Origin of the sequence: Formosa sp. A9 (assembly GCF_051200825.1) — a bacterium.
Lineage (GTDB): Bacteria > Bacteroidota > Bacteroidia > Flavobacteriales > Flavobacteriaceae > Formosa.
In genome coordinates, this window is record NZ_CP195158.1 from 2503533 (window position 1) to 2519923 (window position 16391).

Genomic DNA, 16391 nt, shown 5'->3' on the forward strand with positions numbered 1-16391 from the left:
AAGGATAAGGTTAGTTAAAATTAAAGAGCAGAAATATAAAGAATAATGCTTTTCAATTCCCTAAAAAACCTTAAAAAAATAAAGAAAATATTTAACTAAAAACAATAACACTATAGTTATCAAAACTATAACACACCATCCATAATCTCTTGAACACATTCTGGATTTAACAAAGTACTGGTATCGCCTAAATTACTAATATCTTTACTTGCTATTTTCCTTAAAATGCGACGCATTATTTTTCCTGAGCGTGTTTTAGGCAAGCCGTTGGTAAATTGTATTTTATCTAATTTGGCTATAGCTCCAACACGATCTGTAATGACCTGATTAATTTCCTTTCTTAAATTATCCTGATTTCTGGATTCTCCAGTTTCCTTTAAAGTAACATAACCATACAAGGCATTCCCTTTAACATCGTGAGGAAAACCAACTATAGCCGATTCTGCCACAGCCGGATGCTCGTTAATAGCATCTTCTATAGGCGCAGTTCCTAAATTGTGTCCAGACACGATAATAACATCGTCTACACGCCCTGTAATTCTATAATAGCCTACCTCGTCGCGCAAAGCACCATCGCCTGTAAAATACATGTTTTCGAAGGCCGAAAAATACGTGTCTTTATAGCGCTGATGATCTCCCCAAATGGTTCTGGCAATAGACGGCCAAGGAAATTTAATACATAAACGTCCATCAACTTGATTTCCTTTTATTTCCTCGCCACTTTCATCCAATAACGCTGGTTGTATTCCTGGAAACGGCAAAGTTGCATACGTTGGTTTGGTTGGGGTTACATAAGGTAAAGGCGTAATCATAACCCCGCCTGTTTCGGTTTGCCACCACGTATCAACTATTGGGCTTTTATGCTTTCCTACATTATCGTTATACCAATGCCAAGCTTCTTCGTTTATAGGCTCGCCCACAGATCCTAATACTTTTAAAGAGGATAAATCGTGTTTTTCTACAAATTCTATATTTTGCTTCCCTAGAGCGCGAATAGCTGTTGGTGCTGTATAAAACTGATTAACTTTATGTTTTTCTACAATTTCCCAAAATCGTCCAAAATCTGGATAATGTGGCACACCTTCAAACATGACTGTTGTAGCTCCATTTGCTAAGGGGCCGTAAACAATATAACTGTGTCCTGTAATCCACCCTATATCTGCTGTACACCAATACACATCACCATCGTGATATTGAAACACATTTTTAAAGGTATAGGCCGAATACACCATATAACCTCCCGTAGTATGCACCATACCTTTAGGTTTACCTGTAGACCCCGAAGTATATAAAATAAACAGCGGATCTTCGGCTTCCATAATTTCTGGGGCACAGTGCACTGAAGCTTCATCTAACAGCGGTTGCAACCACTCGTCGCGACCTGTTTTCATATTAATTTCAGCATCGATTCTATTTACAACTAGCACAGATTCTACTGTGGCACAAGATTCTAATCCGTTGTCTACAATGCCTTTTAAATCTATCGTTTTTGCCCCTCTGTACGAGCCATCCGAAGTAATAACCATTTTACATTCGCTATCGTTAATTCTAGAGGCTAATGCCTTAGACGAAAATCCAGCAAACACCACCGAATGTATTGCACCAATTCTGGCACAAGCTAAAAGCGATACTGCTAATTCTGGAATCATAGGCAAGTAAATACACACACGATCGCCTTTTTTAATACCTTTAGATTTTAAAACATTAGCCATTTTACACACGCGTTCGTGTAAGTCGCTATAAGTAATATGCCGTGCTGCTTCGTCTGGGCTATTCGGCTCAAAAATAATGGCTGTTTTATCGCCTTTAGTAACCAGATGCCTATCTATACAATTTTCGGTAATATTTAATTGCGCCCCATCAAACCATTTAATTTCTGGTTTCTTAAAATCCCACTGCAATACCTTATCCCATTTTTTACGCCACATAAAATGCTCTTCGGCAACTTCTGCCCAAAAATTTTCTGGTTCTCTAACCGACTTTCTATAGACTTGATAATACTCTTCTAAATGCTTTATATGATAATTACTCATTAATTATAATTTAAGTTTTAAATCAAAATTTATATTATGTATAAAATACACTTCTAAAATATAAAAATTAAACACATTCTATAAGTTTTTTCTACTGATAACGTAATTTCATCGCTCTAACGGACTATTCTTTACACGAACGAAAAACACTTTGCTTAACGAATTGTTTAATTATTATGCATTACCCCTATTTAATTCTTAAAATCTTACAATATTGTTGAAGAATCTAAAATTTTAACGGTGTTACAATAACAAATCCTCTGAGCTCAAGTTACTTAATTCCAATAATTTTTGTATTTTTGAACACCATTCTTCTATTCTTTAATATAGAATACTGTCTTTTTTTAAGCGTATTACATGTGAATTTCACATTATAATTACGCATTTTATTTAATAATGAAACACCATGTGTGAGAATATTCATAGAGAATTAACTTTATTAAATCCAGACGACGTCTTTTTAATTATAAACAGACGCAAACAGAAATTTAATTTCCCTCTACATTTTCATCCAGAACTCGAACTCAATTTCATTTTAAACGGAAAAGGCATTAAACGCATTGTAGGCGACAATATTGAAGAAATTGATGATGTAGAACTGACTTTAATAGGATCGAACGTAGAACATGGCTGGGAAACCCATAAATGTACAAGTTCTGAAATAAACGAAATTACCATACAGTTTCACGATTGGTTGTTTACAGATAAACTCCTTTCTATAAAAGCTTTTAAAACCATTAGGGATTTAATAACTAAAGCCAAAGAAGGTATTCATTTCTCGAAAGAAACAGCTCTTAAATTACAGCCTCAAATTACCGCTTTAAAAAACACTAATTCTGTAAACGACTTCACTCAATTATTACATTTACTTGAACTTTTGGCTCAAGAGAAAGATTATCGTTTATTATCGCACAGCGACAACAAAGCCAGTGAATTCGAGTTCAGTAAAAAGATAATGACCATTAAGGAGTATGTAGAAAAAAACTATCATACTAAAATCTCCTTAAACGAAATTTCCGAATTAGTAAATATGAGTCCAAGTTCGTTTAATCGGTTTATAAAAAAACGCACAGGAAAAACATTTATAAACTACATAAACGATTTTAGAATCATCTCTGCTACAAAATATCTTATAGATACCGACTTAACCATTAGTGAAATATCGTTTAAATGTGGCTTTAACAATATCGCTAATTTTAATAGGGTATTTAAAAGGAATAAACATATTACACCTAGTGAATTTAGACAAGAATACAGAAGTGTAAGCAGACTTGTTTCAAACAGCTAAATTTCGTGAATTTCCAGATGCTTAATGCGTAGAAGCCTGTCCTGCCCCACTAGGAATTCTGATGTTTTCTACTATGTCTTGAACTGATGCTGGCGGTGCAGGTGTAACTCTCGAAATTACAACAGCTATTACAACATTTACTAGCATGGCTACGGTACCAAATCCTTCGGGCGACGTTCCAAACCACCATTCACTCTCTGGCAAAGGATCTAAAACACCTACTAAACCTGTTTTAAAACGCACCATATAAAATAGCATTAAAACGGTTCCAACAACCATTCCAGCAACAGCACCTTCCTTATTCATTCGTTTATCGAAAATTCCTAAAATGATTGCAGGAAAAAACGAAGCAGCAGCCAAACCAAAAGCCAAAGCAACCACTGCAGCTACAAATCCTGGAGGATAAATTCCGAAGATTCCCGCAACAATAATCGCTACAACTATCGAAATTCTTGCTATTTTCAATTCTGCTTTATCCGAAATATCTGGGCGTAGTTGTTTTTTAATTAAATCGTGAGATACCGATGTAGAAATCACCAACAACAATCCGGCAGCAGTTGATAACGCTGCCGCCAGTCCGCCTGCAGCAACCAAAGCAATTACCCAATCAGGAAGCTTTGCAATTTCTGGGTTGGCTAATACCATAATATCCCGATCTACATAAAGTTCGTTTGGACCTGTGCTGGAATTCGAAATAACGCGTTGACCATGCTCCCCTCTTTCTGATAAAAACATTGGGGTTTTCCCCTCTAATGCAGCGCCATTAACATACTGAATTTTGCCATCGTTATTTTTATCTGTCCAAGCTATTAGCCCTGTATTTTCCCAATTCCGAAACCATTGTGGCATATTTTTATAAGCTGTATTACTAACCGTTTCTATTAAATTAGTTCTAGAAAATACAGCTATTGCTGGAGCAGTAGTATATAAAATAGCAATAAACAGTAAGGCTAAACCTGCCGATTTACGAGCATCCTTCACCTTAGGCACTGTAAAAAATCTTACAATAACATGCGGCAAACCTGCAGTACCCACCATTAAGGCTAAAGTAATCGCAAAAACATCCCAAGTAGATTTCGAGCCCGAAGTATAAGCTTTAAAGCCTAATTGAGTGTGCAATTGGTCTAATTTATCTAATAAATACGCACCATCTTCAACCTTACCTCCCATACCTATTTGTGGTATCGGACTCCCCGTCATCTGAAAGGAAATAAAAATAGCTGGCACCATAAATGCAAATATCAACACACAATATTGTGCTACTTGTGTGTATGTAATGCCTTTCATTCCGCCCAAAAACGCAAACACCAAGACCACAGCCATACCAATTATTACGCCCAAAGTAATATCGACTTGTAAAAACTGTGAAAACACAATACCAACGCCGCGCATTTGCCCTGCAACATAGGTAAAAGACACAATTAAGGCACAAATTACGGCAACTGTTCTGGCGGTGTTAGAATAATAACGGTCGCCTATAAAATCGGGTACGGTAAACTTACCAAACTTTCTTAAATACGGCGCTAGTAGTAAAGCAAGAAGCACATAACCTCCTGTCCATCCCATTAAGTAAACCGAACCATCGTAACCACTAAACGAGATAATTCCGGCCATGGAAATAAATGAAGCTGCACTCATCCAATCGGCTGCTGTAGCCAAACCATTTGCTAACGGAGAAACGCCACCTCCAGCTACATAAAAATCTTTTGTGGATCCTGCTCTGGCCCAAATTGCAATTCCGAAATAAATGGCAAATGTAATGCCAACTAAAATCCAAGTCCAAACTTGTACTCCCATACTTATGTCTTTAAATTATTTTATATTAATTATTGTAACCGTATTTTTTATCGAGTGCATTCATTAGGCGCACATAGACAAAAATTAGTACTACAAAGACATAAATAGAACCTTGTTGTGCAAACCAAAACCCAAGTTTAACCCCTCCTAAGCGAATCGTATTAAGTTCGTCTTTAAAAATAATACCAGCGCCGTAAGACACCAGAAACCAAATCAGTAATAGTAGTAATAAATACTTTAGATTTTCTTTCCAGTAAGCTTTTGCGGTTTGTTTTGCATCCATAATTATTGTTCGGTTTGGTTTTTAATATATTCTGTTAACCATTTTGCCGATGCTTTTGGTGTGCGCTCCAACGTTTTAAAATTTACATAATGAATTCCAAAACGCTTGTTATAACCAGAGGCCCATTCAAAATTATCCATTAACGACCAACAAAAATACCCCGTCAATTTAACACCTTTATTGATAGATTCTAAACATTTCTCTAAATATTTTTCAAAATACTCAATTCTATCAATATCATTAACATGTCCATTTACCAATTCATCGTTGTATGCGCAACCATTTTCTGTTATAATAATCTCTGGATTATTATACCTTTCCGAAATCCATTCCAGCAACTTTCCACACCCCCAAGGCACTACCGCCCATTTCATAGCTGTTAATTTCCAGGACGGATCTAAAGATAGATTCACATTTTGGTCTTCGGACAAACCGCCATTACCGTACACCGATGTTTCTTGAACCTCGGTTGCTTCGGAAGCGAACATCGTGGTATAATGGTTAAGGCCAAAAAAATCTGAACTTCCTTTAAGCAGCTCGCTTTCTTCGTTAGTAAATTTAGGCAATCGATCACCTAAACGTTCTACCATAGAATCTGGGTATTTACCAAAGTAAACCGGGTCGGCAAACCACGACACAAAAAACTCTAAAGCCCTTTGTGCTGCTTCTTGATCTTCTGGCGCATTGGTTAAAGGCTCTCGCCAATCGCAATTATTGGTTATTCCTATTTTACCATTCTGGATTTTTTGAAAACGCGTTCTATACAGGTTCACGGCCTTAGCATGGGCAATTAACAAATGATGTCCAACCAAATAAGGCTCTGAATTTGATATTCGCCCAGGCGCAAACACGCCTTGTCCATAACCTAAGATAGCCACTACCCATGCTTCGTTAAAGGTTATCCAGTGCTTTACACGATTCCCAAACCGCTCGAAACACAAAGCGGCATAGTCTAGAAAAATATCTGAAATATCAGAATTCAACCAACCGTCCATTTCGAGATGTAACGCCAAAGGCAAATCCCAATGATATAAGGTTACCCAAGGCTCTATATCGTTTTTTAATAATTCATCTATTAAATCTGAATAAAACTGAATTCCTTTTTCGTTAACCTCGCCTCTACCTTGAGGTAAAACACGCGACCACGATATAGAAAAACGATATGCTTTTAACCCCATGGCCTTAATTAAAGCCACATCATTTTTGATATTATTATAATGATTACAAGCGACATTTCCAGTATGGTTATCGTGTACTTTCCCTGGTATTTGAGAAAATGCATCCCAAATTGAAGGCCCTTTGCCATCCTGTTGCCATGCGCCTTCTATTTGATAGGCCGATGTTGCCACGCCCCATGTAAATTGTTTTGGAAATTTCATGAAATCTTTACTTAATGGTTTTAATATAAATTTTAACCTGTGCAAGTACCCGAGGCGCCATAATTAAAGTGCTTAACATAGTAGGAATGGCCATTAAAGCAAAAAAACCATCTATTAAGTTTATCATCATACTTAACGATGTGGTAGCTCCTAAAATAATACTTGCTATATATATGTAGTTGTATAAATATTTTTTATCGGCTCCAAACAAAAAACTCATGCATTTTGTACCGTAATACGAATACGAAAACAACGAAGAAATACTAAACACAAAAACGCAAACCAGCAGCAAGTATTTACCCACACCCGGTATCGCAGTATTAAATGCCGAAGCCGTTAAGCTTACGCCATTAGCATCTGTGGATTGCCAAACACCTGTTACCAAAATGGCCAAAGCGGTTAAAGTACAGACTACCAAAGTGTCTATCGCCGGCCCTAGCATTGCCACTAACCCTTCGCGAACAGGCTGAGAGGTTTTAGCGGCACCGTGTGCCATTGGTGCTGTACCGATACCAGCCTCGTTAGAAAATGCACCACGACGAATCCCCAACAAGATAAGTCCGCCCAAGGCACCTCCTAAAAAGGTATCTCCTTTAAAATTCTGAGCTGTAAACGCATTCGAAAAAATCATTCCAAAATACTTAGGCACCTGATCGATATTTACTCCTAAAATTATTACTACCAAAGCAAAATACAACACAACCATAGCAGGCACTAATTTAGATGCTGTTTTGCTTATGCGATCTAGGCCTCCCAAAATAACGCCGCTTGTTATGGCTACCAATAAACACCCAATGATAAACCGTGACCAAAAACCAACTGGAATATTATTGGGGGCAAGTAAAATATCTGTAATTGCTTGTGTTAACTGGTTAACATTAAATATTGGTAATGCACCAACCAAACCACAAATACTAAACATAATTGCTAAAGGTTTCCATTTTTGGCCTAATCCTTCAACAATAAAATACATAGGGCCTCCTTGAATTTGCCCTTCGCTATCTTTACCCCGGTACGTAATGGCCAAAGTAGATGTAAAAAATTTAGTTGCCATACCAATAATAGCACTTACCCACATCCAAAACACAGCGCCTGGTCCTCCTATTGCTATTGCTACGGCTACGCCTGCTACGTTTCCCATACCCACGGTTGCCGAAAGTGCCGTTGTTAAGGCTTGAAAATGCGAAATCTCTCCTGGATCGTTTGGGTTGTCGTATTTACCACGTAAAACCTGTAAAGCATGCCCTAAAAAACGAAATGGCAAAAATTTGGAAAAGACTAATAAATAACACCCGCCTCCTATTAACAACACCAACAAGGGCAAGCCCCATACAAATGAAGCGAATTCGGAAATAATTTGATCTAAATATTGCATTCAGGAATTGATTTTAGTTGATAAAGATATCTTTTTTTACACCAAAAGACTGACCTAATTTTAGCAAAATCTTATGTTTTATAAGCGTTTTCTTATTTTTTACAAGGTAATTTTGAAAAATGATTAAAATTACAAAGTTTCATGCCCTATTTTAAATTAAATAGTATTTTTGCCGCTTTAACATTAATGCTTTTCACCTAATTGAAAACCAACCGATTATACTTTATTGATACTATTAGAGCCTTTGCTATTTTAATGATGCTACAAGGCCATTTTATAGACGGTCTATTAAACGCAAGTTATAAATCTGAAACCTACTTAGCATTTAATATTTGGAATTATTTTAGAGGCAATACCGCACCCATATTTTTTACAATTTCAGGACTTATCGTTATGCTTTTGTTTTTGAAAGCTCATGGTACCGAAAAAGAAAATTACAGAATACAGAAAGGGTTAAAACGAGGTGGCACGTTAATCCTTCTTGGGTACGCATTAAGAATCCCCTATTTTCAATGGCTTGGTGGTCAATTTAATACTTATTTTTTAGTAACCGATGTCCTGCAAATTATCGGGCTCTCACTATTGTTATTAAACGGCAGCTTCTATCTTTTTAAATCGAAACTTAAAATACTACCTTATTTCTTTTTAGGTATAGGAACCCTCATTTTTTTAACCGAACCTCTATATCGGACTCTAGAATTACCTAAAATACCTCTGGCCATTGCAAACTACTTTAGTAAAGCCAACGGATCGGTATTTACCATTTTCCCTTGGTTTGGATACATTTGCTATGGAGCTTTTATAGCACATCTGTTTCACAAATATCAGTTTAAAGAGCGTTTTAAAACCACAGCCATTTCTGTATTAACAATTACTGGTCTGTTTTTAATGTTTATATCGTCGCCCCTGTTAAGTGCAATTTCCCAAGTAACCCATATAGATTTACTAGAAGCCGTATCTACATTTAATTATTTGTACGTGCGTTTGGGCAATGTACTATTAACCTTTGCTCTATTTTATGCTTTAGAAACTCAATTAAAACACCCATTAATCTCTAAAATAGGACGCAACACCTTATCTATTTACGTTGTTCATTTTATTATTCTATACGGTAGTTTTACAGGTATTGGGTTGTATAAGTTTTACCATAATGGCTTGCTTCCTGTACAAGCTGTTTTTGGTGCTTTGCTTTTTATAATTGCAGTTACTGTTATTGTTTTAAATGAAGATAAAATAAAAGCCTCTTTTGTTACACTAACAAAAAAGGCTTTGGTTGGTTTACGATTAAATCTTTTAAAACAAATATTACTTAACCGTCGCTAAATAATTTTCGACATTTGTTTTAATACGTTCTTGAATATTAGAAACATCTGCCTTTTTAAAAGATTCTCCCATTATATTTTCGTACAATTCTATATAACGCTCGCTTACGGTTTCTATATAATCATCGGTCATTTCTGGTAACACCTGGCCTTCTAGACCTTGAAATCCGTTTGTTATTAACCACTGTCTTACAAACTCTTTAGATAATTGTTTCTGTGGCTCTCCTTTTTGCTGACGCTCTTCATAACCTTCGGCATAAAAATAACGTGAAGAATCTGGTGTATGAATTTCATCAATAAGAACAATTTCACCTGCTTTGGTTTTACCAAATTCATATTTAGTATCGACTAAAATCAACCCTCTGCTAGCGGCTATTTCCGTTCCCCTCTGAAACAATTTACGTGTATAATCTTCCAAAACCTCATAATCTGCTTCCGAAACAATACCTTTTTTAAGAATATCTTCTCTAGAAATATCTTCGTCATGATCGCCCATATCGGCCTTCGTTGCTGGTGTAATTATAGGTTCTGGAAATTTATCGTTTTCCTTCATGCCTTCTGGTAAAGGCACCCCGCATAACAAGCGCTTCCCTGCTTTATATTCTCTGGCAGCATGTCCAGACATATAACCACGAATTACCATTTCTACCTTAAAAGGTTCGCATAAATGCCCCACTGCTACATTCGGGTCTGGTGTTGCCACCAACCAATTTGGTACTAAATCTTCGGTTTGCGCCATAAATTTAGTCGCAATCTGATTTAAAATTTGACCTTTAAATGGAATACCTTTAGGCATTACAACATCGAATGCGCTTAACCTGTCTGTAGCAATCATTACTAACAAGTTGTCGTTTATATTATAAACCTCTCTAACCTTTCCTTTGTATACACTTTTTTGTCCTGGAAAGCTGAAATTTGTATCTGTAATTGTCATGACTTGAAATTGCACCTATTTTACTAAGATGCTTTTATTATTAATAAAACTTAAAAACACGTTATGTTTTTAATGCCACAAAAGTAAGTAATAATTAACAAATTGTGTAAATGCTTCTTTTTAAAAATGTGACTTTATCCTTCAATTTTAAAAGTATTCAAAATGTTTACTTTGTCTTTACGCTGATACCAATCGTTCTGTACCAATTCTATATTTTGTACCGTAAAAGTACCAAAATCGAAATCTCTAAAATCATCTAAAACTTTTACAAATTTAGTGTTATGCACTATGGGCGATTTAAACCTTACCACCGTTGCATGAGCGGTTTCTATGGTATAACGCACATCTAAACTTTGCTGCAAAGCACTACGTTTAAAGTGTTTTCTCAATGTATTTCTAAAGCTATTTAGAGTATCGTCTTTTAAAAAACCTTGAATCATAACACAGGAAGGCGAAGCTGTTATTCCTTTAAATTGAATTTGGAAGGGTTGAACAGTTTTTAAACACGATTCAATTTCTAAAATATAATCTGCCACAGAAATCTGGTTACTATCAAAACCCGAATAACAAGAAATGATAGACATCACGGTGATGTGGATATCGGAATTCGGATAATAATACTGATGCCCATCAACAGTTTTAAGCGTCTTCAAAAATGTTTGAATATTATTTTTTACCGTTTCTGGCGGACAAATACGCAGGGTAATGCCTTGTCTTAAATCGTCTTCAGCATCTATTAATGCATCCAGCTGATAATTATTTTCTAAAATGCATTTTCTAGCAGTTTGGTAAAGCGTATTGTAATGGTGTCCTAAATTTATTTTGCTCATAAAATTGGTTTGCAAAAAAAGGCTAAGGTTACCCTTAGTCTCTGTTTTCTATACTCTTATAAGCTTCAATAACCTTTTTAACAAGTTTATGGCGAATAACATCTTTATCGTCTAAATAAATCATACCCACACCTTCTACATTTCTTAAAATTAGCAAAGCCTCTTTAAGTCCCGATGTAGTACGCCTTGGCAAATCGACTTGCCCAGGATCGCCAGTTAACAAGAACTTAGCGTTTTTACCCATTCGGGTTAAGAACATCTTCATTTGGGCGTGTGTCGTATTTTGCCCTTCATCTAAAATCACAAAGGCATTATCTAAAGTTCTACCACGCATAAAGGCTAAAGGCGCAATTTGTATGGTACCATTTTCTATATAATTGGCTAATTTTTCGGGCGCAATCATATCGCGTAAAGCATCGTAAAGCGGCTGCATATACGGGTCGAGCTTTTCTTTTAAATCGCCTGGTAAAAACCCTAAATTTTCACCTGCCTCCACTGCTGGACGCGTTAAAATAATACGCTTAACCTCTTTATTCTTTAAAGCCTGAACGGCCAATGCCACACCTGTATACGTTTTTCCTGTACCTGCCGGACCTATTGCAAATACCATATCGTTTTTGCGAATACTTTCTACAAGTTTGCGCTGATTAGCTGTTTGCGCACGTATTAGCTTTCCGCTTACGCCATGTACGATAACTTCTCCACTTTGCGCCGATGTGGTATAATCGTCGCTACTTTGGCTAGTTAAAACACGCTCTATGGTGTTCTCGTCTAACTTATTGTATTTTGCAAAATGGTTTAGTAGCATGGTTAACCTGCGGTCGAATTCTTCTAAGAGGTCTTCATCGCCAAAGGCTTTTATTTTATTGCCTCGGGCAACAATTTTAAGTTTGGGAAAATATTTTTTAAGAAGTTCAATATTTACGTTTTGAGCTCCAAAAAACTCTTTTGGAGTAATCTCTTCTAGTTCAATAATTATTTCGTTCAAAAGCTACTCGATTTAATTAAAAATATCAGTTAAGTTTTATTAGTTTTGTGCTTCTAACAAATCTAATCAATTTTACTTCAGATATGTGAAAAACATATCAACAATTCACCTATGGCTATAATAACTTTAACAACTGATTTTGGCGAAAAAGATCACTTTGCTGGCGCTATTAAAGGGGCTATCTATAGTGAGCTATCAGATGTTAGAATTGTTGATATCTCGCATTCGGTGTCGCCTTTTAGCATCTCTGAAGCGGCTTATATTATTCAAAATGCCTATACAAGTTTCCCAAAAGGGAGCATTCACATTATTGGCATTGATGCCGAAATTAATCCCGAAAACAAGCACATTGCGGTGCTGTTAGACGGACATTATTTTATTTGCGCCAACAATGGTATTATAAGTATGATTTGTGCCGAAATTAATCCCGAAAAAATTGTCGAGATTAATATTCACGATAAAATCCAGACCAGCTTTCCTGTATTAGATGTATTTGTAAAAGTGGCCTGCCACATTGCTCGCGGCGGCTCTTTAGATGTTATAGGAAAAACCATAGAAGACATCAAACCTATACAAAATATAAAACCCTATGTAAACGACGAGCAAAACCAAATTATTGGTAGTATTATTTACATAGATAATTACGGAAACGTGGTTACCAACATTAAAAAGAAGTTTTTTGATAACATTCAAAAAGGGAGACCTTATAAAATTTCTGCCCGCAACCATACCTTTACTTCTATTTACAAAAAATATAGCGATATTGTAGATTTTACGAAACCAAAAGAAGATCGCCAGGCCGAAGGCAAAGGACTCGTTGTTTTTAACTCGTCTAAGTATTTAGAAATCGCGATTTACAAAAGTAATACCACCTCTATAGGGGGCGCTTCTACTTTAATGGGGTTAGATTTAATGGATACCATAACTGTTAATTTTACATCTGAAAGCTAATGTTTGTACGCATTGTAAAAATGAGTTTTAAACCAGAAAGTATTACTGCTTTTAAAACCTTGTTTAATGCTAATAAAAATAAAATTAGACATTTTGAAGGCTGCAATTTTCTTGAACTTTACCAAGATAAAAATGAAGCTCATATTTTTTTTACTTACAGTTATTGGAATACCGATCAGGATTTAGAGCGTTATAAACAATCGCCACTTTTTAAAACAGTATGGGCAGAAACCAAACTGATGTTTAACGACAAACCAGAAGCTTGGAGTGTAAACAAATTAGTAAGTTTGCCTTAACAAAAAATACATTAAAACCATGTTTGCCATTTTAAAAAAAGAAATACACACCTTTTTTGCATCTCCAATAGGATATTTGGTTATTGCATTGTTTTTAATCTTAAACGGCTTGTTTTTATGGTTTTTTAAAGGCGATTTCAATATTATTGATAATGGTTTTGCAGACCTTTCTAACTTCTTTGTATTGGCACCGTGGATTTTACTGTTTTTAATCCCAGCGGTAACCATGCGCAGTTTTTCCGACGAAAAAAAACAAGGCACTTTAGAGTTGCTTTTAACCAAACCTATATCGCATTTAAACATCGTTTTAGGCAAATATCTAGGCGCTTTTGTTCTTATTTTAATTGCACTGCTACCTACCGCACTTTATGTGTTTACGGTATACCAATTAGGAGATCCTGTAGGGAATTTAGATTTAGGAAGCACTTTAAGCTCTTATTTTGGTCTTTTATTTCTAATAGCTGCCTATACCGCCATAGGCATTTTTGCTTCCTCCTTGTCCGATAACCAAATTGTAACCTTTATTATAGCCGTATTTTTATGTTTTTTCTTTTACATAGGTTTTGAGGGTATAGCCGACTATCTATCTAGTAATTTTATAGATCAATTAGGCATGAGTTTTCATTTTAAAAGTATGAGTCGTGGTGTTTTAGACACTCGAGATATTATTTATTTTTTAAGCATTGCTTGTCTGTTTATTACATTAACGCTTCAAAATATTAACACCAAATAAGTTATGATTATAACAACGCCGTTTATTGTGATTATAACCTTACTTTTTGTGGCAGTATTTCTTTTTGCAAGAACTATAGACAAACGCATTTGGGTAAGCGGACTTTTAAGCATTGTACTTACACCACTTATTTACTTTTATGTACTTTACCCTTTAATTAATATTTTTAGCGATTACCACCATCAAAAATATTTTAATGCCGAAACTTGGAAAACAGCACCTGCTTTGCGCTACGAAATGGGTAATGACTTAAAAACTTCTAAAATGCTTATCGGAAAAAACAAAGCCGAAGTCAAAGCGCTTTTAGGAGCCCCAGAATGGTTTAGTTGGAACGATGCTATTAAAGCAAACGACTCTAATTATTGGAACTACAATTTAGGTATGAAACCAGGCGCTTTTAATACCAAGCAAGAATGCATAAAACTCACGTTTGTAAATAACCGTGCAGAGCAATTAGAACAGTATCAATTAGAACAAAATTTTGATGACTAAACATTTAAAACATATTACCGTTATTATAATTGTTTTAATACTTGTAAATGTATTAAGCTCCAAATTATACAAACGGTTCGATCTAACTCAAGACCACCGCTACACTTTAAACCAGGCTACAAAAAACATCATTAACGATGTTAATGCTCCGGTTTTAATAGATATTTTTTTAGAAGGGAAAGACTTTCCTTCCGAGTTTCGAAAACTACAAGCCGAAACCCGTCAGTTATTAGAAGAATTTTATGCCGAAAACAGCAATATTAAATTCAATTTTATCAATCCGTTAGAAGACGACACTAACCGTGATCGCGTCATTCAACAATTAACACAACGCGGCTTAACCCCCATGCAGTTAAGTGTACAAGAAAACGGCAAAAACAGTCAAGAAATTATTTTTCCGTGGGCGTTAGCAAGTTATAACGACGTTACGGTTAAAATTCCATTGGTTAAAAATAAATTGGGCGAATCGCAACAAACCTTAGTCAGCAATTCGGTACAACATCTAGAATATGCTTTTGCAGACGGATTAAGCAAACTCGTTTATCCCAAACAAAAAAAAGTGGCGGTTTTAAAGGGTAATGGCGAGTTAGACAACAAGTACATCGCCGACTTTGTTACCACATTACGCGAATATTATTTTATTGCCCCGTTTACTCTAGACAGCGTTGAAGCCAAACCAAGAGAAACCTTAAAAGCACTAACAGAGTACGATTTAATTATTGGCGCAAAACCCACTGAAGCTTTTACAGATAAAGAAAAATTTGTATTGGACCAATATACCATGAATGGCGGAAAAAGTCTTTGGCTTATAGATGCCGTAGCGATGGAAAAAGACAGTCTTTACAATGCCGAAGGGCGTTCTATTGCCCTAGCTAGAGAGTTAAACCTTACCGACTTTTTCTTTAAATACGGCGTACGTATTAACCCGGTTTTAGTAAGCACACCGTACTCTGCCCCTATTACACTTGCCATGGGAGAAGGCAGTAATGCGCAATTTCAAAACTTACGCTGGCCATACTCACCCTTGGTTAACACACAAAATCAACATCCCATTGTAAATAATCTAAACTTAATAAAGTTCGATTTTGCCAACCCAATAGATACTCTTAAAAACAATCTAAAAAAAACCATCCTTTTAGAAAGTGCCCAACTGAGCAAACTAGAAGGCACTCCTAAAGAAATTAGTTTAGACATTGTTACTCAAGAGCCAGAACCTAGTCAATTTAATAACGGAAGTCAGCCTTTAGCTGTTTTAATAGAAGGTAACTTTACCTCGGTGTATAAAAACCGTTTAAAGCCATTTAAATTAAATACAGAGAAAGACACAAGTGTTAACACCAAAATGATTGTAATTTCCGATGGCGATTTAATTAAAAACGATGTTATTAAAAACGTACCACAAGAATTAGGCTTCGATCGTTGGACCGGCCAGTTGTTTGGCAATAAAGAATTTTTATTAAATGCGGTAAATTACCTCTTAAACGACAATGGACTTATAAACATTCGCGCAAAAGAAATAGAAGTTCCGTTTTTAAATCATCAAAAAATTGCGGCTTCAAAATTAAACTGGCAATTGCTTAACACCTTGCTACCACTAGGATTATTAATAATCTTCGGATTTATATTTCATTATATACGCAAAAAAAAATACGGCGCTTAAATGTTAATAAGTTTGTTTCTTATTTACCCC

General features: G+C 35.7%; 15 protein-coding genes. 7 read left to right on the top strand and 8 right to left on the bottom strand.

The window, feature by feature from the left end; all coding sequences use genetic code 11:
• Positions 1-125: 125 nt before the first annotated feature.
• On the bottom strand, positions 126-2033 hold the full coding sequence (gene acs / locus ACR9EA_RS11020; protein ID WP_435132827.1) for an acetate--CoA ligase: 1908 nt from the start codon (positions 2031-2033) through the stop codon (positions 126-128).
• A 406-nt stretch (positions 2034-2439) separates the two neighbouring features.
• On the opposite strand from acs, the gene ACR9EA_RS11025 reads away from it, so the two are divergent.
• The gene (locus tag ACR9EA_RS11025; RefSeq protein ID WP_435132829.1) at positions 2440-3321 is read left to right on the top strand and encodes an AraC family transcriptional regulator; all 882 of its coding nucleotides are present in this window, start codon (positions 2440-2442) and stop codon (positions 3319-3321) included.
• A 21-nt stretch (positions 3322-3342) separates the two neighbouring features.
• Here ACR9EA_RS11025 and ACR9EA_RS11030 read toward each other — a convergent pair whose 3' ends face one another.
• From ACR9EA_RS11030 to ACR9EA_RS11045, 4 genes are read right to left on the bottom strand one after another with little or no spacing between them, the layout of a single operon-like run.
• Positions 3343-5118, bottom strand: coding sequence for a sodium:solute symporter family protein (locus ACR9EA_RS11030; RefSeq protein WP_435132832.1), 1776 nt, complete (start codon positions 5116-5118; stop codon positions 3343-3345).
• A 25-nt stretch (positions 5119-5143) separates the two neighbouring features.
• Positions 5144-5401, bottom strand: a complete 258-nt coding sequence (locus ACR9EA_RS11035; RefSeq protein WP_435132834.1) for a DUF4212 domain-containing protein — start codon at positions 5399-5401, stop codon at positions 5144-5146.
• A 2-nt stretch (positions 5402-5403) separates the two neighbouring features.
• A complete protein-coding gene (locus ACR9EA_RS11040; RefSeq protein ID WP_435132837.1) occupies positions 5404-6780 on the bottom strand; it encodes a GH1 family beta-glucosidase in 1377 nt (458 codons plus the stop codon).
• A 7-nt stretch (positions 6781-6787) separates the two neighbouring features.
• Positions 6788-8155 (bottom strand): alanine/glycine:cation symporter family protein, encoded by a 1368-nt coding sequence (locus tag ACR9EA_RS11045; protein WP_435132839.1) that lies wholly within the window; start codon positions 8153-8155, stop codon positions 6788-6790.
• 201 nt (positions 8156-8356) lie between these two features.
• Here ACR9EA_RS11045 and ACR9EA_RS11050 point away from each other — a divergent pair, with 201 nt between their 5' ends.
• Positions 8357-9478 (top strand): heparan-alpha-glucosaminide N-acetyltransferase domain-containing protein, encoded by a 1122-nt coding sequence (locus ACR9EA_RS11050; RefSeq protein WP_435132841.1) that lies wholly within the window; start codon positions 8357-8359, stop codon positions 9476-9478.
• On the opposite strand, the gene ACR9EA_RS11055 is transcribed toward ACR9EA_RS11050, so the two are convergent.
• The 3 genes from ACR9EA_RS11055 to ACR9EA_RS11065 form a co-directional block, all read right to left on the bottom strand.
• Positions 9461-10411: a phosphoribosylaminoimidazolesuccinocarboxamide synthase gene (locus tag ACR9EA_RS11055; protein ID WP_435132843.1), complete on the bottom strand. Its 951-nt coding sequence runs from the start codon at positions 10409-10411 to the stop codon at positions 9461-9463. The two genes, ACR9EA_RS11050 and ACR9EA_RS11055, sit on opposite strands and share 18 nt — an antisense overlap.
• 134 nt (positions 10412-10545) lie before the next feature.
• Positions 10546-11241, bottom strand: coding sequence for a 2'-5' RNA ligase family protein (locus ACR9EA_RS11060; RefSeq protein ID WP_435132846.1), 696 nt, complete (start codon positions 11239-11241; stop codon positions 10546-10548).
• Positions 11242-11275: 34 nt separating this feature from the next.
• Positions 11276-12229, bottom strand: a complete 954-nt coding sequence (locus tag ACR9EA_RS11065) for a PhoH family protein (RefSeq protein ID WP_435132848.1) — start codon at positions 12227-12229, stop codon at positions 11276-11278.
• Positions 12230-12340: 111 nt separating this feature from the next.
• On the opposite strand from ACR9EA_RS11065, the gene ACR9EA_RS11070 reads away from it, so the two are divergent.
• Genes ACR9EA_RS11070 through gldG form a run of 5 tightly spaced genes read left to right on the top strand, consistent with a single transcriptional unit; the run spans position 12341 to position 16361 of the window.
• Positions 12341-13180, top strand: a complete 840-nt coding sequence (locus tag ACR9EA_RS11070; RefSeq protein WP_435132851.1) for an SAM hydrolase/SAM-dependent halogenase family protein — start codon at positions 12341-12343, stop codon at positions 13178-13180.
• Entirely contained in the window at positions 13180-13476 is a 297-nt protein-coding gene (locus ACR9EA_RS11075) for a putative quinol monooxygenase (protein WP_435132853.1), read from the top strand. The genes ACR9EA_RS11070 and ACR9EA_RS11075 overlap by 1 nt, the downstream gene beginning before the upstream one ends.
• 19 nt (positions 13477-13495) lie before the next feature.
• Complete coding sequence (gene gldF, locus ACR9EA_RS11080) at positions 13496-14209, top strand: gliding motility-associated ABC transporter permease subunit GldF (RefSeq protein ID WP_435132856.1); 714 nt, start codon at positions 13496-13498, stop codon at positions 14207-14209.
• Between the two features lie 3 nt (positions 14210-14212).
• Entirely contained in the window at positions 14213-14701 is a 489-nt protein-coding gene (locus ACR9EA_RS11085; protein WP_435132858.1) for a hypothetical protein, read from the top strand.
• Entirely contained in the window at positions 14694-16361 is a 1668-nt protein-coding gene (gldG, locus tag ACR9EA_RS11090; protein WP_435132861.1) for a gliding motility-associated ABC transporter substrate-binding protein GldG, read from the top strand. The genes ACR9EA_RS11085 and gldG overlap by 8 nt, the downstream gene beginning before the upstream one ends.
• Positions 16362-16391 lie beyond the last annotated feature (30 nt).